Below are 23,350 nucleotides of genomic sequence, written 5' to 3' on the forward strand. Positions count from 1 at the left end.
TGGTCTTTAGAGGTTCTTGAATTTGCCCAATACCCCATCCACTGCAGCGCGGAAACCGGCATGGGACAGGTACAGAATGTAAACGAGCGCCAGTAGCACGATACCGACGATCATGTAAAGGCGCATCTGGGAACCGCTGTCGACGCCCACGAGCAGCTCCAGATGGTTTTCGTATTCCTTGCCGTTGGGATCGACCAGCTTGACCTCGACTTCATAGTTCCCCGGCTGTTCGAAATCCACCACGGTCTCCAGAATACCGCCACGCATCTTTTTCGGCGGCACCTCGGCAATCACCGTCCCGTCGGACTCGCGGACCACCTTCAAAGCCAGCCTCATTTCCTTGATTTTCTGATCCAGTTCCCGCGTCGCACCAATGGAAGTGGTCCCTTCCTTGGATTCATAGTCGAACACCAGGTTGGTACGGCCCAGGCCAGGCATCTGGGTACAATACTTGCGGTCGCCGGTCAGCTGGGGTTGATAGGCGGAAAACATCAGGGTGAAATCACCGACACTGATGCGGCAGAAATCACCGCCGCCGCCACCGCCGCCATCGGCGAAAGCCGGCGTCAGGGAAGCGAATCCCAGAATCAACGCGACGAAAAATTGGAATAAACTGCGCATAGCTCCTCCACTCTCTAGCTAGGTTATTATGGAATACGGGCTCTTCGTATTGTGCCAAATCAGGCACGACAAATGAAGGCCGCTATCCACTTTACCAAATCACGGCGTGGAAAAGCCAGCATCAGGAAATGTTTATATGAACCGGCAACGACGCGGTGGGGGGAGACGAAATCATGAGAAGTGGCTACGGGTGGACTCGAACCACCGACCCCAGCATTATGAGTGCTGTGCTCTAACCAGCTGAGCTACGTAGCCGTCACAAGGAAGCGCATATTATTCCCGGAGCGGTTTTCAGTGTCAAGCCTCGCTAGCGGTCCAGCACGATCAGGGCGCTGGGATGGCGCACCAGGATCGAGTGCTGGCGCCCCCGCCTGGACGGCCAGCCACGCACCTCGACTCGGTGGCCGAGATAGGATTCCAGGGGCGGAAACCAGCGTAAATTGGCCCGGGGAATGGTCACATAGAGATCGGCGGCGAACGACAACCGGACATACTTGCGCCCCGGCTTGACAGCCTTGGGCACCCCCACCAATCGCTGCCAGCCGTGCAGACGCTTGCGGCGCAGAATCTCGATCGGCTTGGGCGCATAGGCATCCATCCCCCAGATTCCCCGCCGGGCCTGCTCCGCTTGCTGCTGGGCTTCGAGAATCGCATCGGCATATTTGAGGTTGGGCGGGTGAATGTTGGCGATCGCCCATCCCAGGGCGACCAGCTGCAGGTTCACGTGCAGGCCGTCGTGGCGGAACAGGTAGGCCAGGGTACGCCCGTATTTGTCATGCCGTTCCACGTCATACTCCAGCCTCACCCGCCGCCCCTCGAGCAGGGTCTCCAGCTGCCGCTTCGCTGCCTCCCCGCCCGGCTCGCCGCGCTTGCGCTCGGTTTCGATCTCCGGGGTGTTGATATTGAGGAGGCGCACTTTGCGCCCGTCGGCAAGGCGGACGGTATCTCCATCGTAAATGTAGGCGACTTGGTGATAGCGGGGGCGGCGCTCCAGCTGCAGCACCGCGGCGTCCGCCGCCAGCGGCCTGTCGCTGAAATGATAATTCCCCTGGGAATCGCGCCATTGAAAAACGGCCGCCGCGGCGGCCGTCATCAGGAACAGAAAGACTGCGGCGAGGAAACCGCGGATCATGGCCTCAGGCCGCCGCCGAAGCCCCGGCCGGCTTGCCGTTGATCCGGGCGGCGACCGCCTCGAGCTGACGCAGCTGGGCATAGCCCGCATTGGTCAGCTCCATGCCGCCTTTCAGTACGGTCTGGACCAGACCGGGCAGGCGATAGACCAGATAGCACAGATACGCCGTCACCGCGACGGCGACCGGCAGGCCCGCCAGGGCCGGCAACCCTACCAGCCCCAAGGCCCTGACCAGCAAAGTCACCGCGTCCAGCGGCAACAGCAAAAAGGCGCTGAAGTAGGTCAGAACGAAGAAGGAATACAGCAGCAAAGTGATGAATTCGAACAGACGGATCAAACCGAGATTAAGCCATTTCATGGTCGATGCTTATCCTCAAAAGCGATTGGCGACACACCGGGATCCCCGGATCCAAGATTTAAGCTGGAAATTATAGCATCCCGATCTCCCCGGGCCGGTGGTTTTGTCCCCTTGAATCCGCCTGCTGGATTAGAATGAGGTTCCCGATACGGCGAGGACCTCCATGGAAGTCCGTCTTTCAACCTATCGACTCGCCCGCTTGGCCACCGCTCTGGACATCGCGATCATCGGGCTGTTGTCGGTACTGGCGCCGCTTCTTTGGCGTCAAACCGGTCCTTTGTCCACCGTTCTTTTCACCCTGCTTTGTCTGGCCTCGCTGGCACGCGCGATGCTGACGCATCTGACCCTGCGAAGGCTCGAGTGGCAGGCCCATCACGATCCGGTCACCGGTCTGCCGAACCGGCGCCTCTTCTACCACCGGACCGGCCCGCTGCGCCAAGGGCGGCAGGCCGCCATCCTGTTGCTTCAGATCGACCGTTTCCGCCTGTTCCTCAGCAATCTGGGGCACTCGGCCTGCGATCGCCTGCTCAGGGCCGTCGCGAACCGTCTGGCGGCGGTGGTTCCGGAAAAGGACGCCCGTCTTTACCAGCTGGAAACCGATACCTTCGCGCTGGTTCTCCATGAAGGCGCCACCACCCAGACCGCCCGCCGCCTGATCGAGGCGCTCCACCGCCCCGTCCATGTCGATCACCGGGAATTCTGGGTTTCGGTCAGCATCGGCATCAGCCGTTATCCCGCTGACGGCCAAACCCTGCCCGCCCTGATACGGGCGGCGGAACTGGCGCTGCGCCAGGCCCAGCGCCGTGGCGGCGGCACCTGCTGTCGCTACCACCCGCAACTGGAACCCACGCTCGGCCAACCGCTGGCGCTGGAAGGCTATCTGCGGCACGCCATCGAATACGGTGAACTGGAACTGTACTTCCAGCCCCAGGTCCGTCTCGATGACGGCGGCCTCCTGGGGGCCGAAATCACCCTACGCTGGCATCATCCCCAACACGGGCTGCTGCCTCCGGAGCGGTTCATTCCCTTGGCCGAGGAAACCGGTCTCATCGGCCCGATCACCCAATGGCTGCTGGAACAGGCGCTGTGCCAACTGGAACGCTGGCGGGAAAACGAATTCGCCCATCTGCGCCTGGCGATCAACATTTCCGCCTACCAGTTCCATCAGCAGCGCCTGCCGGAACTGCTACAGGCCGCCCTAAAGCGCCATCCGGTCGATCCGGGAAAACTGGAGCTGGAAATCACCGAAACCGCCGCCATGTTCGACGTGGAGCACGCGACCCGCATCCTGCGGCAACTGAAGGACCTCGGCATCCGCCTTGCCCTTGACGACTTCGGCACCGGCTATTCGTCCCTGAACCACCTGCGCCGTTTTCCCCTCGACACCCTCAAGATCGACCAGAGTTTCGTCCGCCCCATGTCGGCAGATGCCGGCAGCAAGGCCATCGTCCACGGGATCATCCAGCTGGGCCACAGCCTTGGGCTGACCACGCTGGCAGAGGGCATCGAAACCCGGAGCCAGTGGGAAAGCCTGCGCCGATCCGGCTGCGACGAGGGCCAGGGTTATCTGTTCGGCAGGCCGATGCCGCTGGCGCAGTTCGAAACCAGGCACCGCCAGGCGCGTAATACGGTCAAGCCCCGAACGCCAGCCCCATGATGTTGTAACCGGCATCGACGTACACCACCTCACCGGTGATCCCGGAGGCCAGATCGGAGCACAGGAAGGCGGCGGCGTTGCCGACCTCCTCGATGGTGACGTTGCGACGCAGCGGCGAGGCGTTTTCGGCCTTGCTGAGCATCTCCCGGAAATTGCTGATGCCGGAAGCCGCCAAGGTCCGGATGGGCCCTGCGGAGACGGCATTGACCCGCACCCCCTGCGGCCCCAGGGAGGCGGCCATGTAGCGTACGTTCGCCTCCAGGCTGGCCTTGGCGACCCCCATGACGTTGTAATTGGGAATCACCCGTTCGGCCCCCAGGTAGCTCAGGGTCAGCAGCGCGCCGCCGGAACGCAGCATGGCGCGGCCGGCCTTGGCCAGGGCGGCGAAGCTGTAGGAACTGATGTCGTGGGCGATGCCAAAGGCCTCCCGGTCCACCGATTCCAGGTAATCCCCCTCCAGCGCGCGGCGCGGAGCAAAGGCCACCGAATGGACGATGATGTCGAGACCGTCCTTCCAGTGGGGCTTGAGATACTCGAACACCCCCTGAATCTGCTCGTCGCTGCTCACGTCACAGGCGACGGTGAGATCGGAACCGCATTCCCGCGCCAGCTTCTCCACCCGATCCTTGAGCTTGTCGTTCTGATAGGTGAAGGCCAGCTCCGCCCCCTCCCGGCGCATGGCTTGAGCGATGCCCCAGGCGATGGAACGGTTGCTGGCCAATCCTACGATCAACGCACGCTTGCCTTGCAAAAAACCCATGTGATTCCTCCGGTTTTTAGTTGTCGGTCCCCAAACCAGACTATTATCTTGTACCCGAGGAACCGATGCCAGCATGGCAAAGTTCGAACCACAGCGGCAGGGTCAGCATCGCCAGCACCGTCGTCGTCGTGACCAGAACGGCGTAAAGGCGGCTGTCGAGGCCGAAACGGTCGCACAATACCACCCCGAACAACATGCTCGGCATCCCTGCCTCCAGCACTAGAGCCACCGCCTTTTCGCCCCCGAAACCCAACGCGCGCACCAGGAACGCGGCGATCAGCGGCATCAGCAACAACCGCAAGCCGATCACCCCGAGGGCCAAAGGCAACAGCTGCCGTCCCAGCCCCCGCCAGCGCAGCGCCAGTCCCAGGGACAACAGCATCAGGGGCGTCACACCGCGGGCCAGCAGATCGAAAAAGCCCAGCCACCAGGCCGGCCACTGCCAGCCGCTGAGGTTGACGCCGATGGCCACCGCCGCCGCCCACAGCGAAGGCACCCGCAGCAGGGTCGCCATGTGGTTCCCGCCGCCCTGCCCGCCCAAAGACTGGGCCACGAGCACGCCCACGGTCATGACCAGGGGCGTGAAGGCGAACAGATCCAGCTGAATGACCAGCTGACCTGCCCAGTCGCCGAAGGTTTCCAACAGGACGGGCAACCCCAGAAAGGTGACGTTGGGGAAACTGACCGCCAACCAAACCGCTCCCGCCTGCCGCCGTTCGGTTTTCCTCCCATACAGCCACAACGCTCCCAGCAGTCCACCCGTTCCCATGACCGCAAGGCCGAACAGGGAGATCCGCAGGCTCTCCCAACCCAGGGGCGCCCGGCTCATGAGCTTGAGGATGAGCGCAGGCAGAAACAGATAATAGACGACCGCCGTCAGCACCCGCCGGGTCTGGTCGCCATCCACTCCCCCGGGGCGCAGCCGCCGCCAGGCCGCACCACAGAGGATCAACAGGAACATCTGCCCCAGGACCGTCAGCATGGGTGTTTTTCCGGTATCATGAGTGCCTCTTTAAAGCCAACGACCGAACGAACGATGCCCTGCAAACCGATCCCCCCCCAGGACCGCCTCATCGTCGCCCTCGATCTGCCCGACCACGCCCAGGCCCGCGAACTGGTCGAGCGCCTGGGCGGGACGGCCACATTCTATAAGATCGGCCTGGAACTGTTCATGGCCGGCGATTACTTCGCCCTGATCGACTGGCTCACCGCCCGGGGCAAGAAGGTGTTCGCCGATCTCAAGTTCTACGACATTCCCGCAACGGTGGAACGGGCGGTGCGGGCCTTGAGCCGCACGCCGGTGACCTTCGCCACCGTTCATGGCGACCCTGCCATCATGGCCGCCGCCGCCCGCGGCAAAGGCGCAACGCTCAAGATCCTGGCCGTGACCGTCTTGACCAGCCTGGACGAAGCTGCGCTCAAGGCGATGGGATACGCCTCGGACCTCGAAACCCTGGTGCGCCGGCGCGCCCGCCAGGCCGTGGACGCGGGCCTCGACGGGGTGATCGCTTCCGGCCGGGAAGCGCAGCTGCTCCGCCGGGAATTGGGAGACGATCCCCTGATCGTCACCCCGGGCGTGCGCCCGCAGGGATCGCCGGCCGGCGATCAGAAACGGGTCGTCACCGTGGAGGAAGCCTTCGCCAACGGCGCCGATTACATCGTCGTCGGCCGCCCCATCCGCGACGCTCACGATCCCAAAGCGGCCGCCGAGGCCATCCAGCAGCAGATCGCCACCCTGTTCCAGAATTAAAAAAGGCCCGCCGGAAGGCGGGCCAGACCGAGAGGATGACCGGCCGGAATCAGAAGGTGTAGTTGAGGGTCACGTAGTAATTGCGCCCCGGGTTGGGCACCCGGTTGCCGACGCCGATGCGGCTTTCGCGCACCCGGTTGATGCCGTTGACGTGATCGGCGTACTTGTTGTCGAAGACGTTGTCCACCCCGAAGGCCAGCTTCAGCCCCTGCACGTACCGGTAGGAAGGCTGGTACTGCAGCCGCAGGTTGACCACGCTCCAGTCGGAAGTCTTGCGTTCGTTGTTGTAGCGGGCCACCTTGTCCTGACGCAGGGCCCCTACGTATTCCCCGGAGAAGGCGAAATCCCAGATGGAATAGGTCAGGCGCACCCGGCCGTTGAGGGGGGCGATGCGGTAGAGGTTGTCATCCTTCCCGCTGAGCTTCTCCCCCCGGGTGTAGGTCATCAGACCGTCCACCCGCCAGTGATCGCCGACAGCAAAACCGCCCTGCATGTCCACCCCGTAGAGCTGGGCATCGATGTTGCTCCAGCGCAAGGCGCAATTGGTCGTGTTGCCGCCGGGATTGTTGGGACAGCCGTTGGGCAGCACCATGTTGAGGAACATGTTCCACTGCATCGCCGTCAGGCCGAGATCGGCGGGATTGACCGCCTGCCCCTGGATGTAGTCGTTGACGTAGCGGTAGAACGCCCGCGGCTCGAAATAGACGTTCTGCAACACTCCGAGAGTGGGCAGATTAAGGTCGAAACCGGCCACGGCCTCGTAGGATTTTTCGCTGTCGAGGCCGATGTTGCCCACATAGACCCGGCCGTCCGCCAGCCCGCCGGTGGATTCCAGCGGCAGCCAGGTGTAGCGCTGCTGATAGGTGGGGGCGTGGGTCTTGCGCGCCAGCCCCAGAGCCAGGTTGAGGTTGTCGTTGAGACGATAGTTGAAATCCAGGGCGATATCGACATCGTGCTGGTCCTGACGCCGGTCGGCGGCGTTGAAACGGTCACGCAAAATCGCCCCTGCCCCCGTTCCTGCCGGCGTACCGTCCACCTTGCCGGCGTCCATGTAAGTATAGCGGTAGCGGACCCCGGCGTTGACCGTCAACCGCTCCAACGGTTCGCCGCGCCATTCGGCATAGGCGCCGTAGCGGTTGCGGTTGACGTCGTTGTAAAGATTGACGAAAAAGGCGGCGTCGTTGGGATTGGTGACCTTGGCATTGTGGGTCGCCAGATCCCCGTCCACGCCCACCTCAAGCTCCCCGCCGCCGATGTCCGACCACACCAGCGCCGCCTTGTAGCCGGCGGCCACCACGTCGGTGTTGTTCTGGCGCCAGCGCGCCGGATCGGATGGGGCGTTGCGCATGTGGTAGTTGGTCATTTCGTGGTCGGCGTCCTGGAAGAACATCGCCGTCTTCAGCTTGACCGTGTCGCTGAGCCGCCAGGCGTAGTCGGCGTTGACGGTATCGGTGCGAATCCAGCGGATGTCCATGGGCAGCGAGGGCGTGCCGGCACTACCGGTGAACTTATGATTGTAGGCGGCCCCGAACTCGTGACCGTCGCGCCGGAACCCGAAACCGGCCTGGTAGGTCTGGCGGTCGTAGCTGGTGTACTTGACGTTGCGGTTGTCTTTGTAGCGGTAGTTGTCCCCGTCCTCGTGGGAGGCGGAAAAGTGGAAACGGTAGTTCTGGTTGGCCACTCCCGCCATGCCGCCGCCGTAAAGCCCGTTGTTGACCTGGCTCCAGCCGAAGGTGCCGAACAGCTGCGGCTTCCATGCCTTCGAATCGGTGAACTCGGCCCGGCGGCTTTCGGCGACCACCGCCCCACCCATGGTTTCCAATCCCACCGAAACCGGCGTCACGCCCCGGTAAACCTTGATGGAGCGGATCAGCGCCGAAGGGATGGCGCTCATGCGCGAGTCCATGGAATTGGGACCGGCGTTCTTCAGGGCCATGCCGTCGACGTTGACGGCGACCCGGTCACCATACAGGCCACGGAACTGGGCGATGCCGGTCAGGGGACCGTTGCGGTTGACGTTGCCGCCGGGAACCCGCTTGAGCAGATCGGCGGCGTCCAGGGTGCCTACGGTGCCAGGCTGCAGCGCTGTCGTCCCCGGCTCCATGGTTTCCCCTTCCACCACCAGGGTGGGCAGCTCTTCATATTCCGCCAGGGCCGGCTGGCACTGCAGGAGAACGGCCGCCGCGATCGCCGAGAGAGAGAATTTCTGATCGTATGTCGTTCTCATCGAGATTTTCTCCAGAAAATAATCCATCCAACCTAAAGGATTTAGCAAACATAATGCCATATGACATACCATCATGATTGGAAAAGGTTTTCGACCCGCGAGGCCATCCCCAGGACGCCAAGAAATGTGTGATATGCCACAGTCCATGTGGCATATCACACACCAGCCGCAGCCCCCCATGTTCCGCCGCAGTTGTGATATGTTTGCCCCCATGGAATGGTTGCAGAACCTGAATCCCGTCTACGCGGTCGCCTTCCTCATGGGGCTGTTCAGCAGCCTGCATTGCATAGGTATGTGCGGCTCCATCATCGGTACCCTGACCCTGAGCCTGAGCGGCAGAATCCGTGAGCGCAAACGCCGCATCACCCCCTTCGTGCTCAGCTACAATCTGGGACGGATCGCCAGCTACGCCACCGCCGGGCTCATCGCCGGCAGCCTGCACTACGTGCTCGACCTGCCTTTCGGCAATGGCCGCGGCTACCGTATCCTGCAGCTTGCCGCCGCAGTGGTGATGACCGGCGCCGGGCTCTACATCGCCGGCTGGTTTCCGCGCTTCGCCTATCTGGAACGGATCGGCGCCCGCCTGTGGCGGCGCATCGAACCTTACGGACGCAGAATCCTGCCGGTCACCAATCTGTCCCAGGCGTTCCTGTTCGGCATGATCTGGGGCTGGCTGCCCTGCGGTCTGGTCTATGCTGCCCTGGCGCTGGCGGCGACGGCCGGCAGCCCCACTCGTGGCGCCCTGACCATGATCGCCTTTGGGGCGGGAACTTTGCCGGCGGTCATGGGGGTCGGTATAATGACCGGATGGATGGCCCGCCTGGCACAGATGCGGCGCTTCCGTCACTTCGCCGGCATCGTCATGATTCTACTGGCGTTGCTGGCGGCCTTCCCGGAATTGAATCCGTGGGTTATGCGACAAATACAAAAAAACGGGGTGGACCTGATGGAAAAATTCAGCAACCTGATCGGCCAGGCACCCAATTTCGAAAGCCTGCTGCGCGCCGCCAAGATGGTGGCCGCCACCGACGTCACCGTGCTGATCTCCGGAGAAACCGGCACCGGCAAGGAGGAGTTGGCCAACGCGATCCAGCAATCCAGCCCCCGGGCCAACAGACCGTTCATCACCATCAACTGCGCGGCGCTGCCGGAGTCCCTGGCCGAATCGGAGCTGTTCGGCCACCGCAAGGGGGCGTTCACCGGCGCCACCACGAACCAGCGGGGCAAGCTCCAGGCTGCCGACGGCGGCACCCTGTTCCTGGACGAAGTCGATTCCATGCCCATGCCGCTTCAGGCCAAGCTGCTGCGCTTTTTGGAAACCGGTGAATGCCAGCCGGTCGGGGCGACGGAAACCGAACGGGTCGACGTCCGCATCATCGCCGCCACCAACGCCGATCTGGAAAGGAAGATCGACTGTGGCGAATTCCGCAAGGATCTTTATTATCGTCTCAACGTCGTGCCCCTGGAGATCCCGCCCTTGCGCGAGCGCCTAGAGGACATTCCCCTCCTGGCCCGGCACTTCCTCGAGAAAGCGGCCGCTGCCCACGATCTGCCTCCGGCCAGGCTGGGCAAGAGCGCCTTGCGCGCCCTGGCCGACTACGGCTGGCCCGGCAACGTCCGCGAACTGCGCAACGTCTGCGAACGTCTGGCGATCCTGCTGCCGGGACAGACCATCGAAGCCACCAATCTGCCGGTGGAGGTCACCGCCACCCGGAGAACCCTTGCGGCGGTGGATGGCATCCACCTGCCTGCGGACGGTCTTTCCCTGGAACAGGTGGAGATCGAGCTGATCCGCCAGGCCCTGGCCCGTACTCGCGGCAACCGCAGCCGTTCGGCCCGGCTTCTGGGTATCAGCCGCGACACTCTGCTGTATCGGATGCAAAAATACGGCATCAGCTGAAGGCCGACGCAGCACGTAAGCAGAAGGGCGGGAAAATCCCGCCCTTCTTCATTTGAAGTTCAGAACTTGAGCTGGCCCTTGCGCGCCGCGATCCGAAGCCGCAGAGCGTTGAGCTTGATGAAGCCTTCGGCATCCTTCTGATCGTAAGCGCCGGCGTCGTCCTCGAAGGTGGCGATGGTGGGATCGAAGAGGCTGTTTTCCGACTTGCGCCCGACCACGGTGACGTTGCCCTTGTATAGCTTGAGCCGGACCACGCCGTTGACGCCGGCCTGAGAGGCGTCGATCATCTCCTGCAGCATCTTGCGCTCCGGGCTCCACCAGTAACCGTTGTAGATCAACGTGGCGTAGCGGGGCATCAACTCGTCCTTGAGATGGGCCACCTCCCGGTCCAGAGTGATCGACTCGATGGCCCGGTGGGCCTTGAGCAGGATCGTCCCGCCAGGGGTTTCGTAGCAACCCCGCGATTTCATCCCCACATAGCGGTTTTCCACCAGATCGAGGCGGCCGACGCCGTGCTCGGAACCAATACGGTTGAGCTGCTCCAACAACCGAGCTGGAGACAAAGGCTGGCCGTCGATGGCGACCGCATCGCCGCGCTCGAAGGTCAATTCCAGATAGCGCGGCCGGTCCGGCGCCTTCTCCGGCGCCACCGTCCAGCGCCACATGTCTTCCTCCGGCTCGGCCCAGGGATCTTCGAGAATGCCGCCTTCGTAGGAAATGTGCAGCAGGTTAGCGTCCATCGAATAAGGGGAAGCCTTGCCCCGTTTCATTTCCACCGGAATGCCGTGGGCCTCGGCATAGGCCAACAGCTTTTCCCGGGAGTTGAGGTCCCATTCACGCCAGGGGGCGATGATCTTGATGTCCGGTTTCAGCGCGTAGGCGCCCAGTTCGAAGCGGACCTGATCGTTGCCCTTGCCGGTGGCACCGTGGGAGACGGCATCGGCACCGGTTTCTTCGGCGATTTCGATCAGGCGCTTGGCGATCAAAGGGCGGGCGATGGAGGTGCCGAGCAGGTATTCCCCTTCGTAGGTGGTGTTGGCGCGGAACATGGGGAAGACGAAATCGCGCACGAACTCCTCGCGCAGATCGTCGATGTAAATCTCCTTCACTCCCAGCGCCTTGGCCTTCTCCCGCGCCGGTTCCAGTTCCTCGCCCTGACCGATATCGGCAGTGAAGGTCACCACCTCGCAACCGTAGGTTTCCTGCAGCCACTTGAGGATGACCGAGGTATCCAGACCGCCGGAATAGGCCAGCACGACTTTGTTGATGGACGTCGACATGGATCGCTTTGCTCCTGCTTGAGAAACCTTCGCATTATACCGGAAACGACACGACCGCCCGAAGGCGGCCGTAATCCGTCACGCCCGAGACGGTCAGGCCAAGCGTTCGCGCAGGCGCTGATAGGCGTTGCGCAGTTCCTCGCCGACGATCTTGAGCTTCTCGACCGTCTCCTCCGCCACTTCCTTGGTTTCGTCAAGGATTTCCTCGACCTTGGGACGGAACTGCTCCCATTTCTTCTCGGCCTCCTCCCATTCCTCCTGAAGCTCCATCTTGGCCAGGTGCATCTTGACCTTCAGTTCGTCGCGTTCCTGTTCCAGTTTTTCGAGCAGTGTTTTCAATTCCATGGGACTCCCCCGTGAGGTTGGATTCACCGGAATAGATGGGGACAGTGGAGCGGGAAATCAAGTCGAAGGACGCATTCCCTTCAGGCATAGAGACTGACGAGCCGGTTTCCCATCGCCTTCGGGGCATCCTCATTCGCCTGAAGCGATTCCTCACCGCTGCCCATCGCCGTCAATGCCTCAGAACGGCGGTCATGGTGCCGGGAGGTATCCTGTTGCGCCGGTGACTGCTCCTGCCCCTGCCAGGCATCGGCGCTGACTTCTACCTGGCCCAAGGTCATCTGTTGGGCAGCCAACGCTTCCCGCAGGCGCGGCAATGCCGCCTCGATGGCCTCGCGGACGACGGCATGTTGGGCGTTGAACTGAATGTGGGTCTGATCGTCCTGAATCTGAATCCGGACCTCCACCGGCCCCAGATGCCGGGGATGAACCCGTAGTTCGGCAACCTGCAGCGAGCGGTCCGCCATCCATACCAGACGTTCGCCCAGCTCGTCGCCCCATCCCGGATGGCCCACCGGGCGATCGACGACGATATCGGCCGGCGGGGCGAATGCCTGTCCGCCCGGCAGCGGGGAACGTGGTATCTGTCCCTCCAGCGGCAACCGGAAAGGCATCGTCCCGCCCTCCATATCCGACTGCCCGGGCGGCGCCACGGAAGGCTGGCTGTCATCGCCCATAGCGCTGTGTTCCACTTCCCTTCCGGCAGGCTCCATAGTGACGGTCAGCGACGACACTTGGTTCATTCTGACCGGGGCTTCGGGTTCGGATCGAGCATCCTCCCCGGAAGACAGCGGCATCGGCATCGCCGCGGCAACCTCCGGAACAGGACTCCGGCTCGTGGCGTCTTCACTTTCCACATCGACGGTCGCCGTTTCCCTCTCCTCAGACTCGAAAGCGACGAACCGCACCGCCTCCAGCCCGTCGTCCCGGACCGCCTCGAGCGGCAGGGGAATCGAATCCGCAACGGTATCGCTCAGGACGTCACCGTCCTGGTTTTCATCTGTATCCTTGTCCGAGAACCATTCGCCAAGCGTCCTCTCTCCTGGCACTGTCACCTCGGCAGGTGTTTGCGCCTGCGGTATCAGCGCTTCCAGATAATGCCGCAGCGCATCGAGCTGGGCGAGAAAATCCGGCTGTTGCAGTTCTTCGGCGGGAACTCCAAAATCCTGCAACCACGATTGCAGATTCGGATTGTCCAGCCCCGGCTGGCCTTCCTGCACCGATGCCACGATCTCTTCAAGATGGTCCAGCAGCAATTGCCGGAACCCGTCCGCCGGCGTCTCCTGTCCCCCGGCTGCAAGGCCACCTGTCTCCGGCATCAGGCCGGAAACCAGGGAAGCCAGCAGACCGCTTGCGTCAAGCTGTAGCATGGGAGCCTCTCGTCGAAAACACTGTCACTCAAAATCAAGCAACATATGCGCCATCACCATTTCGGCTTCGGTTTGCGAAACCGGCTGGCGCTCCGGTCATCCAGCTCGTTCTGCAACCGTCGCTCCAGCGCGTGGATTTCCTGGCGTTCGAGTTTGTGCTGAAACTTCTCGACGCCCCGATGGCGGCAATGGACCTGACGCCAGCTGCGTTCCAGTTCGGCATGCCGTTGCCGCAGGCGGACCAGTTTTTCCTCCTGTTCCTGAATCGCACGCCCGAGATTGGCCAGGAAGGCGCGGTACTCGTGCAACAGCGCCCCTCGCACGGCGCCTCCCTGCCGGGGCAGCTCGCCGCTGTACTGGCGCCGGAACTGCTGCAATGCCTCCAGCTGGGCCTGGGCCTGGCGCAATTCCTCGGCGGCCCGATTCATGGCCTTGGCCACTTCGTCCTCCTGACGGCGGATGAATTCCTTGACCGGTTGCAGGCGGTGGCTACGGTTCATGCTTCGCCCATCAGAGCTTCCAAGCTCTGAACGCTGGTTTTGAGGTCCACCGCTTCGTTCATCCCCTGCTGGAGAAATTCGGCGATCTTCGGCTGCAGGGCGATGGCCTGGTCGATGCGGGGATCGGAGCCGGCCTGATAAGCGCCCAGGGTGATCAGATCGCGGTTGCGCTGATACAGGGAATAGATCTGCTTGAGGCGGCGGGCCAGTGTCAGTTGGTTCTCCGGCACGATGTCGGCCATCACCCGGCTGATGGAGCTTTCGATGTCGATGGCGGGATAATGGCCGGCCTCGGCCAGCTCCCGCGACAGAACGATATGGCCGTCAAGAACCCCCCGGGCGGCGTCGGCGATGGGATCGTTGGTGTCATCGCCCTCGGCGAGCACGGTGTAAAAGGCGGTGATGGAACCGGTTCCCCGCTCCCCACAGCCGGCCCGTTCCACCAACCGCGGCAGTTTGGCGAACACCGATGGCGGATACCCCTTGGTGGCCGGCGGCTCGTCGATGGCCAGGGCAATTTCCCGCTGAGCTTGGGCGTAACGGGTCAAAGAATCCATCAACAGCAGCACGTTCATGCCCTGATCGCGGAAATGCTCGGCGATGGTGGTCGCCAGCATCGCCCCGTGAAGCCGTGTCAGCGGCGGCTGGTCCGCCGGCGCCGCCACCACCACCGCCCGCGCCAGGCCGTCAGGCCCCAGGATCTTGTGGACGAAATCGTTGACCTCCCGGCCCCGTTCGCCGATCAGGCCGACCACCACCACGTCGGCGTTGGTGTAGCGGGTCATCATCCCCAAAAGCACGCTCTTGCCCACCCCGGTACCGGCGAACAGCCCCATGCGCTGGCCGCAGCCGATGGTGAGCAGGGCGTTGATGGCCCGCACGCCGACATCGAGCGGCTCGACCACCGGCTGGCGCAGCAACGGATTGAGGGGACGCCCCTGCAACGGCCGGCTGGTTTCGCAGGTAAGCGGTCCCTTGCCGTCGATGGGCCGGCCGCTCCCATCCAGCACCCGCCCCAGCAGTCCCCTGCCGACCCAGGCAGCGCTGACCCCACCGGTGGGAATGACCCGGCAACCGGGTTCCAGTCCGTAAACGTCCCCCACCGGCATCAGGTACAGGTGTTCCTGGGCGAAGCCCACCACCTCGGCCTCGATACGCTCGCGGCCGCTGGTTTCCACCCAGCACTTGCCTCCCACCGGCGCTTGGCAGCCGACCGCCTCCAGGGTCAGCCCCACCATGCGCGCCAGACGGCCTTCCACCTGCAACGGCGGCGGCTGTCCCAGGCGCTGGCGATAGCGCGCCAGGCGCTGCCGCCAGAGGCCGTTGCGATCGGCGGCGGGGCGGTTCATGCCTGCTTCTCCTTGGGCTGGTCTTCGATCCGTTCCCCGCCCAGTGCGGTGGCGATGGCCGCCGCCAGACGGGTTTCGACGGTGGCGTCGATGCGGGAAACATCCGTCTCCACCCGGCACCCGCCACGCGTGATCAGCGGGTCCTCGACGATCTCCCACGGCACCCGCACCTGATCGAGACGCAGGGCCTGGCGCACCCGTTCGGCATCGTCGGGATGCATCGCCAGGGTGACGGTGCGCTGCGACAACGGCAACAGGGATAGCGCCTCGCGCACCACGGCGACGATCTGGCCCGGATCGGCCTTCAACTCACGGCGCACCAGCTGTCTGGCCACTGCCATCGCCAGGGTGACCAGTTCCCGCTCCACCTCCTCGTCCAATTGCGCCAGCGGCTGACTCAGGCAGTCCATCACATCTTTCAGGTAACCGGCTTCCTCCGCCAGGACCTTCTCCATTTCGGCGCGGGCGGCTTCCCGACCTTCGCGCTCTCCCTTCTCCCGGCCTTCCCGGTAACCCTGCTGAAACCCCTTGTCGTAGCCCTCCTTGTAGCCTTCCTGACTGCCCTTGTCGAAACCTTCGCGGTAACCGGCTTCGCGCCCGGCCGTTGCTGCCTCCTCGAACGCCTGGCGCTGCATCGCCTCCAGTTCCTCGGCGGTCGGCACCGGCGGGGGCTCAGGATCCGGCGTCTCCGCCGCAGCGGTGTCCGCCAGGTCCTTGGCCAAGGCTTCGGCGAAGTCGCCTTCACCATCCACTTCCGGCAGTTGCCAGGGGGATGCCTGCGCCAGCTCCTCGGGAGAGAAAGCTTCGGTGTCAGATGAGTTCATCGCCGCCTCCGCCTAAGGCGATCTCACCCGCATCGGCCAACCTGCGAGCGATCTGCAGGATTTCCTTCTGGGCCGCTTCCACTTCGCTGAGCTTGGCCGGCGGCGCCGCTTCCAGATCGTCACGCAGCATCTCCGCCGCCCGCCGCGACATGTTGGCGAAGATTTTTTCCTTGAGTGCCTCGTCGGCGCCGCGCAGAGCCAGCAACAGGGTATCGGTGGAAACGTCGCGCAGTAATGTCTGGATGCTGCGGTCGTCAAGCTTGGCCAGGTCGTCGAAAACGAACATCTTGTCCTGGATCAATTGGGCCAGATCCGGGGCTTTGTCCTCCATCTGTTCCATGATCTGGGCTTCGACGACGCTTTCGGTCATGTTGAGGATTTCAGCGGCCCGATCGATGCCGCCGATCGTAGAAGACTTCATGGTCTTGCCCGACAGCTGTTTCTCCATGATCGCATCCAGTTCTTTGAGGGCGTCCGGCTGCACCGCTTCCAGCGAAGCGATGCGCATGACGATGTCGGGACGCATCATTTCCGGCAGAAATCCGAGTACCGCCGCCGCCAGGGGTGGATCGAGCATCGACAGGATGATGGCGATGATCTGCGGGTGTTCCAGGCGGATCAGTTCGGCAATGGCGCGAGGCTCCATCCATTTGAGCTGTTCAATGCCACGGCTGTTGCGGCTGAGGAGAATCCGGTCGATGACGGTGCCGGCCCGGTCCTCACCCAGCGCATCGGTCAGCACCTGGCGGATGTAATCGTCAGAATTGAGTCCCAGCGCAGTCTGGTCACGGATCTGCTCGAGGAACTGCTCCACCACTGCCTCGACCATTTCACCGCGAATGTTTTCCAGACTCGCCATGGACATCCCCAGCAGTTGCACCTCCTTGGGCTCCAGATGTTTGAGCACGGCCGCGGCGTGTTTCTGTCCCACCGCCAGCAGCAGCAGGCCGGCTCGGTCGGTGCCGCTCAGATCGTCAATTGCCGCCATCTTCCACAATCCAATTCTTGATGACCTGCACCACCCGATCCGGGTCCTCGTCGATCAGGCGGCGCACGAACTCCAGACGCTTCTCGTAGCTCTGGGGACCCTCCAGAAGCAACAGCGCCTCACTTTCGGCCTCCAGGGACAGGGGCTCGCCGTTTTCGTCGACGGCCACGTCCCCTTCGGTGCCTTCCTCTTCGTTTTCTTCTTCGGCGCCCTCATCTTCTTCCCCGCCTTCCTCTTCTTCCGGCGGCTGCGGCAGGAAGGCCCGCAGCACCGGGCGCAACACCGCGAACACCAGGACCAGGATGACCAACAGGGCCAGCAGATACTTGCCCAGTTGCCAGACCCAAGGCTGCTGCCACAAGGGCACCGGCGGCGGGGCGATTTCGGAATTGCCGTGGAAGGCGATGTTGGTCACCGTCACCCGGTCGCCCCGGCTGGCGTCGTAACCCACCGCCTGCTTCACCAGTGCGGTCAAGCTGTTGAGCTCTTCCTGGGTGTAGGGACGGTAGATCACGCTGCCGTCCGGCTGGGTGACGGGGATGTTGTCCACCGCCACCGCCACCGTCAGACGGCGGATTTCCCCCATCGCCTGACGCACGTGACTGACGGTGCGGTCCAGCTCGTAGTTGCGCACCAGCTTGTCCTGAATTTCCACCGGCTGTTTTTCCTCCCCGTTCCCCGAGCCCTTGGCGATTTCCGGTGAGGTGCCGGCGGCCGGGGGTTGGTTGGTGAGTGCGCCCGGCACCCCCTGGACCGCATCGTAACGCTCGCGCTTCTGTTCCCGCTGCTCGCTGCGCAGGGCCGGCAGATCGGGATTGTAAAGTTCCTCGGTACGTTCCACCGCGGTAAAGTCGATGTCGGCGGATACCTGGGCCCGCATCGCATCCCGCCCCACAAGAGGGATCAGCAGGGTTTCGAGGCGCTCGAGCAGGTGATCCTCGACCTTCCTCTTGTACTCGAACTGTTTTTCCGGCAGGGACAGGTCGTCCTTCTTTTTCTCCGGCGAATTGAGCAGGTGACCGTACTGGTCCACCACCGTAACCCGCTGCGGATCCAGCCGCGGCACGCTGGAGGAAACCAGATGGACGATGGCCTTGACCTGTTCCGGCCCCACTTCGTGATGGGGGGCCAGTTCCAGCAACACCGAGGCGCTTGGCGGCTTGCGCTGGCGCACGAACACCGATTCCTTGGGCAGGGCCAGGTGCACCCGCGCCGCCCGCACTCCGTCCAGGGTCATGATGGAACGGGCGATCTCGTTCTCCAGCGCGTGTTGAAACCGGGCCCGTTCCAGCGCCCGGCTGACGCCGAATCCCGGGTCCTTCTCCAGAATCTCGAAACCGCCTTCGTCCCGGTGCGGCAACCCCTGCGCCGCCAGGCGCAGCCGCAGCTCGTGGACTTCCCCGGCCGGAACCATGATGGTGCCGTGGCGGCGGTCGATGCGGTAATCGGCCTGCAGGCGCTCGAGGGCCTCGAGAATCTCACCGGCCTGGGCTTCGTCCAGGTCCAGATAGAGCGGCTTGTACTCGGGCCGCTGGGCCCAGAGCAGCACCGCCACGCCAAGGGCGAACACCAGCGCCAGCACGCTCAGCAGGCCGATGCGCCGTCCCCAGGACAATTCCCGCCAGGTACGGATGACCGGATTGACCGCCTCGAGGTCCATCGTCCCCGTTTCCGCCGGCGCCAGTTCCCGGCTTTCGGCGGCCGTCAGTGCCTGCTCCTGAGCCGGTTCCGGCACCCCGCCGTCGCCTGTTTGTGCCAGTTCCATGGATTTTCGCCTTCAGTCCGTCACCAGATCACATCTGCATGTTCATGATGTCTTTGTAGGCCTCGACCAGCTTGTTGCGAACTTCCACCATCGCCTGGAAGGAAACACTCGCCTTCTGCAACGACACCATCACCTCGGCCAGGGGCACGTCGGTCTCCCCGGTTTCGAAGGCCCTGGCCAGTTCGCTGGCCTGCTGCTGGGTTTCGTTGACGGTGTCGATGGAATTCTTCAGCAAAGCGGCAAAATCGGTGGCCGGGGTTTCCTCGCCGCGCTTCTGCTGGGTGGCCTGACCCTGCTGCACCCGCATCTGCGCCAGAACTTCGTTGACATTCATCTGACTCATCGCTCACTGCCTCGTCGCTGTGCTTGAATCGTTCTCCGTCCGCCACACGGCAAAAGACGGACCGTCTGCATCAAGCTTAGCAGTTTCCGTACCACTGCATCAGCAAGGCAGCGGGATCCCCGCTTCACGCATCTTGGCCAGCTTGTACCGCAACGTCCTCGGGCTGATCCCCAGGCGCTTGGCAGTGGAGGCGCGGCTGCCGTTTTCCTGCTTCAGGGTTTCGAGGATGATCTGCTCCTCCATCGAACGCAGCCCCTCGTCCAGACGTGCCGGACGGGAATCCGACGCCGGCGGCAGCGGCGTCAGAACTTCGCCGTCGTCGAACACCAGCGCCTCGGGGCCGATTTCCCCGCCACCCGCCAGAATCAGCGCCCGCTGGATCACGTTTTCCAACTCGCGGACGTTGCCGGGCCAGTGATAATGCTGCAGCTTGGCCAGGGCGGCGGCGTTCAGCTGCGGCAGGGATTTGCCGCCGGCATGCCGCGCCAGCAGCGCCTGTGCCAGCGCCGGGATGTCTTCACGGCGCTCCCGCAGCGGCGGCAGCGACAGGGGGAACACGTTGACGCGGTAGAACAGATCTTCCCGGAAGCGGCCGGCGTTGACCTCCTCACGCAGATTGCGGTTGCTGGTGGCGAGGATGCGCACGTCAAGCTTCAGGGTGCGGCGGCCGCCGAGGCGCATCACCTCCCGCTCCTGCAACACCCGCAGGAGCTTGACCTGCAGCGACGGGGCCATCTCGGAGATCTCGTCCAGCAGCAGGGTGCCGCCCTGGGCCAGTTCGAACTTGCCCGGGGTGGCCTGGATCGCGCCGGTGAAAGCGCCTTTTTCGTAACCGAACAGCTCCGCCTCCAGCATCTGCTCCGGAATCGCGGCGCAGTTGATGGCAAGGAAAGGTCCACGGCTGCGCCGGGAATGGCGGTGCAGATAACGGGCGATGACCTCCTTGCCGCTGCCGGATTCCCCGAGGATGAGGACGCTGGCGTCGGTGGGCGCGACCCGCTGGGCCAGTTCGTAGACCCGGCGCATGGCCGGCGACTTCACCGCCTCCTGATGGGCGTGGGTCGCCAGGGCCAGATATCGCTTGACCTGTTCCACCAGCACCGCGGCCTCGAACGGCTTGACCAGGTAATCGTTGGCCCCGGCACGGATCACTTCCACCGCCTGCTCGATGGTGCCGTAGGCGGTCATCAGCAGCACCGGCAGGTCCGGCCAGCGGCGCCGGATGTTCTCCAACAGGGCGCGGCCGTCCATGCGCGCCATCTTGATGTCGCTGATCACCAGACGCACCGGCCCGCGTTCCAGACACGCCAGGGCCTCGACGCCGTCCGCAGCGGTGGCGACCCGCCATCCTGAAAGCGTCAGGGTTTCCCGAAGCGCTTCGCACAGTGCCTGGTCGTCTTCGACAATCAATACATCCCAGTCAGACATCTTACCTTCTCCTGTCATCGTCACAGCATCGGCAGCGGCCGGCTTTGAAAATCCTTACCGCTGGCCAGCGGCACCGCCTGCGAGGCCAGCGGCAGATGAATGCGGAAGGTCGTGCCCCTGCCCGGTTCGCTGTCGCAGCTCACCCGCCCACCGTGGGCCTTGACGATGCCGTCGACCACCGCCAGCCCCAGACCGGTGCCGTTGGGGCGGGTGGTGTAGAACGGCTCGAAAATGCGCGTTCTGACCGCCGCTTCGATACCGGGGCCGTCGTCGCTGACGCTGAGACACAATCCGTCCACGCCGGCCAGTCCGGCTTTGACCTGGACCCGCCCCCGTCCCTTGAGCGCCTCCAGGGCGTTGGTGAGTAGGTTGAGGCAGGCGCCCGACAGCGCCTCGGCGTTGCCGAGGAAAATCTCGTCGTCACAGTCGCTGACGATTTCCAGCTGCACGTCGGTGGTGGCGAAATGCGGTTCTGCGGCCTCACGCAACCGGCGCAGGAAATCCCCCACCCGGATCCGGTCGGTCACGAAGCGTCCCTCGCGGGCGAAGATCAGCATGTCGTTGACCTGGCGTTCCAGATGGCGCAGCCGTTCCAAAATCCGCCGGCTGAAACGCTGGCGCTGGCTTTCGTCCAGACAGGGACTGCCCAATTGTGAGGCGTACAGCATCGCCGCCGACAGAGGGGTGCGGACCTGATGAGCCATGCTCGCCACCATTTCCCCCATCGCCGACAGACGTTTGTGTTGATCCACCAGATCCTGGAGGGCGCGCATTTCGCTGATGTCGGCAAGCAGCAGGATCTGCCCCGGCATTTCTCCCAGGGAACGCGCCGAGATGCTGACGATACGGCCGTTGCGAAGACGGCGCTCGTGGGGATTGTCGCAGCCGGCGGCGAAACTGCGGGCGATGATGTCGTCCCAGCGTTCCCCCAGCAGCGGTTCCCCCAGCAATTGCACCGCGGCCGGGTTGCACTCGACCACCACCCCCTTGTCGTCGATCACCACCACCCCGCCGGGCAGAGCCTCCAGCAGGCGCTGCAGCTTGTTGGCAAGCTGCTCCTTCTCCATCAAAGTCTTGAGACGCTCGCTGCGGGCGGCAGCCAGCTCCCGGTTCAGGCGCGCGACCTGGTTCTCCAGTTCGCGGTAGGAGTCCGTCAGGGTCTGGGACAGCTGGTTGAAGACCTCGAAGGCCTGCTTGAGCTTTTCCGGACTGTTCAGGGTGTCAAGATCGATCACGGCTCACTCACAGCGGTTCATCCGTTTCCACAGGGATGAATGCAGGAGTGATGCCAAAAATTGGCCTTTTATAGATCAGCCGGTTACGAAAAGGCCGTCAAATTTCCGCCGCGTCCTCGCCGCGAAGACCGTATTTGCGCAGCTTCTCCACCAGGGTGGTGCGGCGCATTTTCAGGCGCTTGGCGGCGTGGGCGACGACACCGCCGGTCTCCTCCAGGGCCTGGCGGATCAGCGCCTTCTCCAGACTGCTGATATGCTGCTTGAGATCGAGCCCTTCCTCCGGCAGGGTCGCTGCAGGCGCGGCGGACGGCCGCGGGGACTCCATCGGCGTCTTCGGTTGTGGCGCGGCGTCGACTTTACGCAGGATCTTCTCCGGCAGGTCGGAGACATCGACCACGCCGTAGGGATAGAGAACCGCCAAGCGCTCGATCAGATTGGCCAGCTCACGGACGTTGCCGGGCCAGTCGTAGCGCTTGAGGACTTCCAGGGCCGCGGCGGTGAGGCGCACCGAGCCACGCTTCTCGTTTTCGATCCGTGCGATGAGATCGGCGACCAGTGCCGGGATGTCCTCACTCCGCTCACGTAAGGCCGGCACCTCGATGGGGAAGACGTTGAGACGGTAATAGAGGTCCTCACGGAAGCGGCCGGCGCGGATCTCCTCCTCGAGATTGCGGTGGGTGGCGGCGATCACCCGCACGTCGCACTGGATGCTGCGGTTGCTGCCGACCCGCTCGAAACAGCGCTCCTGCAGCACCCGCAGCAGCTTGACCTGCATGCTGAGGGGCATGTCACCGATTTCGTCGAGAAACAGGGTGCCGCCTTCGGCCATCTCGAAGCGCCCCTGGCGGGCACTGAGGGCGCCGGTAAAAGCCCCCTTCTCGTGACCGAACAACTCGCTTTCCAGCAGTTCCGCCGGGATGGCGCCGCAGTTGACGGGGACGAAGGGCTTGTTGCGCCGTGACGAGTGATAGTGCAGGTTGCGCGCGACCACTTCCTTGCCGGTGCCCGACTCCCCCAAGATCAACACCGTCACGTCGGTGTCGGCTACCTGCTCGATGAGACGCCGGGTCTGGCGGATGGCCGGACTGTCGCCGGAGAGGCTGCGGAACAGTTCCATCGGACGGCGCGGTTTCTTCGTTCCCCGCTCGCGCAGCAGGCGTTGCAGCAGTTCGGTCAGGAGCGGATACGTGGTGGGCCAGTCCAGCGTCGCGGTCACGTCTGCCGCCACCCCGGTCGGCAGAACCCCTCCCTCCCCGCGGCGGCGCAGCACCACCACCGGGGTGGCAGGGCTGTGGCGTTTCAGGGCCTGGACCGTCTTGGCCAACCCCTGGGAAGTGGCGATGATGGCGGTACGGAAGTCTCCGGCTTCAGGCAGGGTTTGCTCGAGCTCGTCGGGAGCCGCGGCGACCACCGGATATTCACAGAATTCCAGGATAGCCTGGATCTGGCGGCGGTCCTCCGTCTCGGGCGCCACCAACAGTATCGATTGCAAATTCATAGCCGGCTAACAGAATGACTCGT

General features: G+C 63.7%; 21 protein-coding genes, 1 tRNA gene and 1 pseudogene. 4 read left to right on the forward strand and 19 right to left on the reverse strand.

From position 1 onward, the window contains the following. Nucleotides 1–6 precede the first annotated feature (6 nt). The 4 genes from MIN45_RS02690 to MIN45_RS02705 all read right to left on the reverse strand — a co-directional run bounded on the left by MIN45_RS02690 (nucleotide 7) and on the right by MIN45_RS02705 (nucleotide 2,111). On the reverse strand, nucleotides 7–621 hold the full coding sequence (locus MIN45_RS02690) for a hypothetical protein (RefSeq protein WP_286293210.1): 615 nt from the start codon (nucleotides 619–621) through the stop codon (nucleotides 7–9). 181 nt (nucleotides 622–802) lie between these two features. Next, nucleotides 803–876, reverse strand: a tRNA-Met gene (locus tag MIN45_RS02695). A gap of 52 nt (nucleotides 877–928) precedes the next feature. Continuing rightward, nucleotides 929–1,753 carry a thermonuclease family protein gene (locus MIN45_RS02700; RefSeq protein ID WP_286293213.1) on the reverse strand — a complete coding sequence of 275 codons (825 nt, stop codon included), beginning with the start codon at nucleotides 1,751–1,753 and terminating at the stop codon, nucleotides 929–931. A 4-nt stretch (nucleotides 1,754–1,757) separates the two neighbouring features. Further along, complete coding sequence (locus MIN45_RS02705; protein ID WP_286293215.1) at nucleotides 1,758–2,111, reverse strand: hypothetical protein; 354 nt, start codon at nucleotides 2,109–2,111, stop codon at nucleotides 1,758–1,760. A 163-nt stretch (nucleotides 2,112–2,274) separates the two neighbouring features. Here MIN45_RS02705 and MIN45_RS02710 point away from each other — a divergent pair, with 163 nt between their 5' ends. Further along, nucleotides 2,275–3,768, forward strand: coding sequence for a putative bifunctional diguanylate cyclase/phosphodiesterase (locus tag MIN45_RS02710; RefSeq protein ID WP_286293216.1), 1,494 nt, complete (start codon nucleotides 2,275–2,277; stop codon nucleotides 3,766–3,768). Here the strand turns inward: MIN45_RS02710 and MIN45_RS02715 are convergent. Then, the gene (locus tag MIN45_RS02715) at nucleotides 3,743–4,528 is read right to left on the reverse strand and encodes an enoyl-ACP reductase FabI (protein WP_286293218.1); all 786 of its coding nucleotides are present in this window, start codon (nucleotides 4,526–4,528) and stop codon (nucleotides 3,743–3,745) included. The two genes, MIN45_RS02710 and MIN45_RS02715, sit on opposite strands and share 26 nt — an antisense overlap. Nucleotides 4,529–4,571: 43 nt before the next feature. Then, the gene (locus MIN45_RS02720; protein WP_286293220.1) at nucleotides 4,572–5,510 is read right to left on the reverse strand and encodes an AEC family transporter; all 939 of its coding nucleotides are present in this window, start codon (nucleotides 5,508–5,510) and stop codon (nucleotides 4,572–4,574) included. 54 nt (nucleotides 5,511–5,564) lie between these two features. Between MIN45_RS02720 and pyrF the strand changes: the two genes are divergently transcribed. Continuing rightward, complete coding sequence (gene pyrF, locus MIN45_RS02725) at nucleotides 5,565–6,278, forward strand: orotidine-5'-phosphate decarboxylase (protein ID WP_286293222.1); 714 nt, start codon at nucleotides 5,565–5,567, stop codon at nucleotides 6,276–6,278. A gap of 49 nt (nucleotides 6,279–6,327) precedes the next feature. Here pyrF and MIN45_RS02730 read toward each other — a convergent pair whose 3' ends face one another. Further along, a complete protein-coding gene (locus tag MIN45_RS02730) occupies nucleotides 6,328–8,505 on the reverse strand; it encodes a TonB-dependent receptor (protein WP_286293224.1) in 2,178 nt (725 codons plus the stop codon). 259 nt (nucleotides 8,506–8,764) lie between these two features. Here MIN45_RS02730 and MIN45_RS02735 point away from each other — a divergent pair. Both MIN45_RS02735 and MIN45_RS02740 read left to right on the forward strand, forming a co-directional pair. After that, nucleotides 8,765–9,373 (forward strand): annotated as a pseudogene (locus MIN45_RS02735) (sulfite exporter TauE/SafE family protein); the annotation flags it as partial. A 78-nt stretch (nucleotides 9,374–9,451) separates the two neighbouring features. Then, nucleotides 9,452–10,405, forward strand: a complete 954-nt coding sequence (locus MIN45_RS02740; RefSeq protein WP_286294101.1) for a sigma-54 interaction domain-containing protein — start codon at nucleotides 9,452–9,454, stop codon at nucleotides 10,403–10,405. A 59-nt stretch (nucleotides 10,406–10,464) separates the two neighbouring features. On the opposite strand, the gene MIN45_RS02745 is transcribed toward MIN45_RS02740, so the two are convergent. The 12 genes from MIN45_RS02745 to MIN45_RS02800 all read right to left on the reverse strand — a co-directional run bounded on the left by MIN45_RS02745 (nucleotide 10,465) and on the right by MIN45_RS02800 (nucleotide 23,303). Continuing rightward, nucleotides 10,465–11,685, reverse strand: a complete 1,221-nt coding sequence (locus MIN45_RS02745; protein ID WP_286293226.1) for an argininosuccinate synthase — start codon at nucleotides 11,683–11,685, stop codon at nucleotides 10,465–10,467. Between the two features lie 93 nt (nucleotides 11,686–11,778). Further along, nucleotides 11,779–12,030: a hypothetical protein gene (locus MIN45_RS02750; RefSeq protein WP_286293228.1), complete on the reverse strand. Its 252-nt coding sequence runs from the start codon at nucleotides 12,028–12,030 to the stop codon at nucleotides 11,779–11,781. An 80-nt stretch (nucleotides 12,031–12,110) separates the two neighbouring features. Continuing rightward, nucleotides 12,111–13,397: a flagellar hook-length control protein FliK gene (locus MIN45_RS02755; RefSeq protein ID WP_286293229.1), complete on the reverse strand. Its 1,287-nt coding sequence runs from the start codon at nucleotides 13,395–13,397 to the stop codon at nucleotides 12,111–12,113. 53 nt (nucleotides 13,398–13,450) lie between these two features. Beyond that, nucleotides 13,451–13,897 (reverse strand): flagellar export protein FliJ, encoded by a 447-nt coding sequence (fliJ, locus tag MIN45_RS02760; protein WP_286293231.1) that lies wholly within the window; start codon nucleotides 13,895–13,897, stop codon nucleotides 13,451–13,453. Continuing rightward, a complete protein-coding gene (fliI, locus tag MIN45_RS02765; RefSeq protein WP_286293232.1) occupies nucleotides 13,894–15,246 on the reverse strand; it encodes a flagellar protein export ATPase FliI in 1,353 nt (450 codons plus the stop codon). Before fliI ends, fliJ begins: the two co-directional genes overlap by 4 nt. After that, nucleotides 15,243–16,070, reverse strand: a complete 828-nt coding sequence (gene fliH, locus MIN45_RS02770; protein ID WP_286293233.1) for a flagellar assembly protein FliH — start codon at nucleotides 16,068–16,070, stop codon at nucleotides 15,243–15,245. The genes fliI and fliH overlap by 4 nt, the downstream gene beginning before the upstream one ends. Next, nucleotides 16,057–17,058: a flagellar motor switch protein FliG gene (fliG, locus tag MIN45_RS02775; protein WP_286293234.1), complete on the reverse strand. Its 1,002-nt coding sequence runs from the start codon at nucleotides 17,056–17,058 to the stop codon at nucleotides 16,057–16,059. The genes fliH and fliG overlap by 14 nt, the downstream gene beginning before the upstream one ends. Continuing rightward, entirely contained in the window at nucleotides 17,045–18,823 is a 1,779-nt protein-coding gene (fliF, locus tag MIN45_RS02780; RefSeq protein ID WP_286293235.1) for a flagellar basal-body MS-ring/collar protein FliF, read from the reverse strand. Before fliF ends, fliG begins: the two co-directional genes overlap by 14 nt. Before the next feature lie 28 nt (nucleotides 18,824–18,851). Continuing rightward, complete coding sequence (fliE, locus tag MIN45_RS02785) at nucleotides 18,852–19,166, reverse strand: flagellar hook-basal body complex protein FliE (RefSeq protein WP_286293236.1); 315 nt, start codon at nucleotides 19,164–19,166, stop codon at nucleotides 18,852–18,854. 99 nt (nucleotides 19,167–19,265) lie between these two features. After that, complete coding sequence (locus tag MIN45_RS02790) at nucleotides 19,266–20,594, reverse strand: sigma-54-dependent transcriptional regulator (RefSeq protein ID WP_286293237.1); 1,329 nt, start codon at nucleotides 20,592–20,594, stop codon at nucleotides 19,266–19,268. A 20-nt stretch (nucleotides 20,595–20,614) separates the two neighbouring features. Then, the gene (locus tag MIN45_RS02795; RefSeq protein ID WP_286293240.1) at nucleotides 20,615–21,829 is read right to left on the reverse strand and encodes a sensor histidine kinase; all 1,215 of its coding nucleotides are present in this window, start codon (nucleotides 21,827–21,829) and stop codon (nucleotides 20,615–20,617) included. A 97-nt stretch (nucleotides 21,830–21,926) separates the two neighbouring features. Continuing rightward, complete coding sequence (locus tag MIN45_RS02800; protein WP_286293242.1) at nucleotides 21,927–23,303, reverse strand: sigma-54-dependent Fis family transcriptional regulator; 1,377 nt, start codon at nucleotides 23,301–23,303, stop codon at nucleotides 21,927–21,929. Nucleotides 23,304–23,350 lie beyond the last annotated feature (47 nt).

The organism is Methylomarinovum tepidoasis, assembly GCF_030294985.1.
Taxonomy (GTDB): domain Bacteria; phylum Pseudomonadota; class Gammaproteobacteria; order Methylococcales; family Methylothermaceae; genus Methylohalobius; species Methylohalobius tepidoasis.

What these genes read in the sequence shown, in the direction of transcription:
- MIN45_RS02750 (WP_286293228.1), bottom strand. Translation starts at nt 12,030, where the DNA reads ATGGAATTGAAAACACTGCTCGAAAAACTGGAACAGGAACGCGACGAA.
- MIN45_RS02720 (WP_286293220.1), bottom strand. Translation starts at nt 5,510, where the DNA reads ATGCTGACGGTCCTGGGGCAGATGTTCCTGTTGATCCTCTGTGGTGCG.
- MIN45_RS02790 (WP_286293237.1), bottom strand. Translation starts at nt 20,594, where the DNA reads ATGTCTGACTGGGATGTATTGATTGTCGAAGACGACCAGGCACTGTGC.
- fliI (WP_286293232.1), bottom strand. Translation starts at nt 15,246, where the DNA reads ATGAACCGCCCCGCCGCCGATCGCAACGGCCTCTGGCGGCAGCGCCTG.
- fliE (WP_286293236.1), bottom strand. Translation starts at nt 19,166, where the DNA reads ATGAGTCAGATGAATGTCAACGAAGTTCTGGCGCAGATGCGGGTGCAG.
- MIN45_RS02740 (WP_286294101.1), top strand. Translation starts at nt 9,452, where the DNA reads ATGGAAAAATTCAGCAACCTGATCGGCCAGGCACCCAATTTCGAAAGC.
- fliH (WP_286293233.1), bottom strand. Translation starts at nt 16,070, where the DNA reads ATGAACTCATCTGACACCGAAGCTTTCTCTCCCGAGGAGCTGGCGCAG.
- MIN45_RS02700 (WP_286293213.1), bottom strand. Translation starts at nt 1,753, where the DNA reads ATGATCCGCGGTTTCCTCGCCGCAGTCTTTCTGTTCCTGATGACGGCC.
- MIN45_RS02755 (WP_286293229.1), bottom strand. Translation starts at nt 13,397, where the DNA reads ATGCTACAGCTTGACGCAAGCGGTCTGCTGGCTTCCCTGGTTTCCGGC.
- MIN45_RS02745 (WP_286293226.1), bottom strand. Translation starts at nt 11,685, where the DNA reads ATGTCGACGTCCATCAACAAAGTCGTGCTGGCCTATTCCGGCGGTCTG.
- fliJ (WP_286293231.1), bottom strand. Translation starts at nt 13,897, where the DNA reads ATGAACCGTAGCCACCGCCTGCAACCGGTCAAGGAATTCATCCGCCGT.
- MIN45_RS02730 (WP_286293224.1), bottom strand. Translation starts at nt 8,505, where the DNA reads ATGAGAACGACATACGATCAGAAATTCTCTCTCTCGGCGATCGCGGCG.
- MIN45_RS02710 (WP_286293216.1), top strand. Translation starts at nt 2,275, where the DNA reads ATGGAAGTCCGTCTTTCAACCTATCGACTCGCCCGCTTGGCCACCGCT.
- fliF (WP_286293235.1), bottom strand. Translation starts at nt 18,823, where the DNA reads ATGGAACTGGCACAAACAGGCGACGGCGGGGTGCCGGAACCGGCTCAG.
- MIN45_RS02715 (WP_286293218.1), bottom strand. Translation starts at nt 4,528, where the DNA reads ATGGGTTTTTTGCAAGGCAAGCGTGCGTTGATCGTAGGATTGGCCAGC.
- MIN45_RS02690 (WP_286293210.1), bottom strand. Translation starts at nt 621, where the DNA reads ATGCGCAGTTTATTCCAATTTTTCGTCGCGTTGATTCTGGGATTCGCT.
- MIN45_RS02705 (WP_286293215.1), bottom strand. Translation starts at nt 2,111, where the DNA reads ATGAAATGGCTTAATCTCGGTTTGATCCGTCTGTTCGAATTCATCACT.
- pyrF (WP_286293222.1), top strand. Translation starts at nt 5,565, where the DNA reads ATGCCCTGCAAACCGATCCCCCCCCAGGACCGCCTCATCGTCGCCCTC.
- fliG (WP_286293234.1), bottom strand. Translation starts at nt 17,058, where the DNA reads ATGGCGGCAATTGACGATCTGAGCGGCACCGACCGAGCCGGCCTGCTG.